Origin of the sequence: Anaerovibrio sp. (genome assembly GCF_024697385.1) — a bacterium.
GTDB lineage: Bacteria > Bacillota > Negativicutes > Selenomonadales > Selenomonadaceae > Anaerovibrio.
Window position 1 is genome coordinate 1 of sequence record NZ_JAILFV010000077.1, and the last position, 3,201, is coordinate 3,201.

A 3,201-nucleotide genomic window follows, 5' to 3' on the forward strand; every position below is an offset into this window, starting at 1 on the left:
TAGAGAAGTAGTTATCACAACTGGATTATTTGACAGTATTCTGATTAATTATGTTAAAGGATTGGAACTGCCAATAGAAGTCAGTTTTGTAAAAAATCAGGAATATAAAGATACAAATTATATTTATTCTATTTATTGTGCAAGAGAATATCTTGATGATGATATTCTGCTTATGCATGGGGATTTAGTTTTTGAAAATTCAGTTTTGGATCAGGTTATGCAGATGAAGGCAAGCTGTATGGTAGTATCATCCACCCTTCCTTTACCGGATAAGGATTTCAAGGCTGTAATACAAAATGGTCATATTGAAAAGATTGGTATTGAATTTTTCAATAATGCAATGGCGGCACAACCTCTATATAAGTTATGCAGAAATGATTGGATGGCCTGGCTGGATAATATAGCCAATTTCTGTGAATCAGATAACAGAAAATGCTATGCTGAAAATGCCTTCAATGAAATTTCAAATAATTGTCATATTGTTCCCTGCGATGTCATGAACCAGCTTTGTAATGAAATCGATACTCCGGAGGATTTGGCTGTTGTCAGCTATAAACTGAAAGAGGTGGAGGACAGGACGGTATATATGTGCTTTTCCACAGATGTACTACATAGTGGTCATATTTCAATTATTCGCAAAGCTGCCAGACTGGGAAAAGTTATAATAGGAGTAATGACAGATGAGGCGATAATGTGCTATAAGAGATTCCCTTTATTGCCACTTAGTGAACGCAAGGTGTTGTTTGAAAATATTTCCAGTGTTTATAAGGTGGTAGAGCAGGACAGTCTCAGTTATAAGGCAAATATATTGAAATATCATCCTGATATAGTTGTTCATGGCGATGATTGGCAGGAAGGAATTCAAAAACCTATTCGTGATGAAGTCGTAGATGCTTTGGCTGCGTATGGTGGAAGATTGGTTGAATTTCCATATTCATCAGATAGTCGTTACAAAGAACTGGATAAGCGGTCAAGAGCAGAGCTGGCTACGCCAGATATGCGTCGTGGCAGGTTGCGTAAAGCCATAGACATAAAGGGAACTATTTCAGTAATGGAGGCTCATAGTGGCCTGACAGGACTTATTGTTGAGAATACTATCGTGGAAGAGGATGGGGGCGCAAGGCAATTCGATGCCATGTGGGTCTCCTCACTATGTGATTCTACGGCCAAGGGCAAGCCGGATATCGAATTGGTAGATATGACCTCAAGATTTAGAACTATTGATGATATTATGGAGGTTACCACAAAACCAATTATATTTGATGGAGATACCGGCGGATTGACGGAGCATTTTGTGTATACAGTGAGAACCTTGGAACGAATGGGTGTTTCCATGGTCATTATTGAAGATAAAAAAGGTCTAAAGAAAAATTCCTTATTTGGAAATGAAGTTCCTCAGACTCAGGATTCCATAGAAAATTTTTCCAATAAAATCAGGGCTGGAAAGCGTGCTCAGAAAACAAATGATTTTATGATATGTGCCCGTATTGAAAGTTTGATTTTGGAAAAGGGAATGGATGATGCATTAAATCGTGCCTTTGCATTTGTTGAAGCCGGAGCGGATGCCATTATGATTCATAGCCGTAAAAAGGATCCAACAGAGATCTTTGATTTTGTTGAGAAATTTAGAGCAAAGGACAAGGATACACCTGTTGTAGTTGTACCTACTTCCTTTAACAGTGTTACGGAGGAAGAATTTAAACAGCGTGGTATTAATGTGGTGATTTACGCTAATCAGTTGACCAGGGCGGGCTTCCCGGCCATGCAGAATGCAGCGTCTACAATACTTAAAAACCACAGGGCTATGGAATGTGATGATATTTGCATGTCATTTAAGGAAATTATCAGACTGATTCCTGACGATATCTAATATGGAGAATATATTATGAGGGTTGAAGATTTCATTAAAATAATAAATGCAGAATTTTATACTGGAGTTCCTGATTCTCAATTAAAATCTTTATGCAATTATTTAATGACAAAATATGGTATTGATCCCAAACATCATATAATTGCTGCTAATGAGGGAAACTGCACTGCCTTGGCAGCGGGGTATTATCTGGCTACTGGCAAGGTGCCGGTGGTATATATGCAAAACAGCGGGGAAGGGAATATTATAAATCCTGTAGCGTCATTATTAAATGATAATGTATATGGCATTCCTGTAATATTCGTTGTAGGGTGGCGTGGTGAGCCAGGTATTCATGATGAGCCACAGCATATCTATCAGGGGAAGGTAACGGTTAAACTCCTTGAAGATATGGATATTGAGTCATTTGTGATCAGCAAGGACACTTTGACTGAAGAAGTATCTGATGTGATGAATAAGTTTAGGGATAACCTTTCTAAAGGTAAGAGTGTTGCATTCATTATCGGTAAGGGCGGGCTTTCCTATGATGGCGAGGCCAACTATGTTAATAATAATGTTATGTGCAGGGAAGATATTATCAGGCACATCGTGAATATATCCGGGGAAGATCCTATTATTTCCACTACTGGTAAAGCCAGCCGGGAACTGTTTGAAGTGCGGGTAGAAAATGGACAAAGCCATAAACAGGATTTTTTGACAGTAGGCTCCATGGGGCATTCCAGTAGTATAGCCTTAGGTGTAGCTATTAATAAACCCAATCAAAAAATATGGTGTATTGATGGCGATGGAGCGACGCTTATGCATATGGGAAGCATGGCAGTGATAGGGGCCAGTGCACCTAATAATTTAGTACATATAGTAATAAATAATGAAGCCCATGAAAGTGTAGGAGGAATGCCCACTGTAGCGTCAAAAATTGATCTGGTGGGTATTGCCAAGGCCTGCGGGTACTGTTATACGGCATGCGTTGACAATTTTGAGTCATTGGATATGGTATTGCTGGAAGCTAAAGCTTGCGAAAAATTAGTATTTATTGAGGTTAAATCTGCTATAGGAGCGCGGGATGATTTGGGCAGACCAACGACCACAGCCACTGAAAATAAAAAGAATTTTATGGAATATTTGATCAGGATATGAAATTTGGAGGCAGGTGATATGGATGGTGAAAGTAATAACATATGGTACATATGATTTGCTTCATTATGGCCATAAACGCCTTTTGGAAAGGGCCAAGGCATTGGGGGATTATCTTATAGTGGGTGTCACTGCAGACAGTTTTGATAAAAGCCGCGGAAAAATCAATGTTCAGCAGTCCTTGATGGAACGAATAG

The 3,201-nt window shown here is 39.1% G+C and carries 3 protein-coding genes; all 3 read left to right on the forward strand.

Features of this window, described 5'->3' with window-relative positions; all coding sequences use genetic code 11:
- Positions 1-586 precede the first annotated feature (586 nt).
- Entirely contained in the window at positions 587-1,870 is a 1,284-nt protein-coding gene (aepX, locus tag K6C05_RS03955; protein ID WP_296731500.1) for a phosphoenolpyruvate mutase, read from the forward strand.
- 15 nt (positions 1,871-1,885) lie between these two features.
- Positions 1,886-3,007, forward strand: a complete 1,122-nt coding sequence (aepY, locus tag K6C05_RS03960) for a phosphonopyruvate decarboxylase (RefSeq protein ID WP_296731497.1) — start codon at positions 1,886-1,888, stop codon at positions 3,005-3,007.
- Between the two features lie 22 nt (positions 3,008-3,029).
- Positions 3,030-3,201: adenylyltransferase/cytidyltransferase family protein (locus K6C05_RS03965; protein ID WP_296731503.1), on the forward strand; the 172-nt coding region annotated here is incomplete at its 3' end.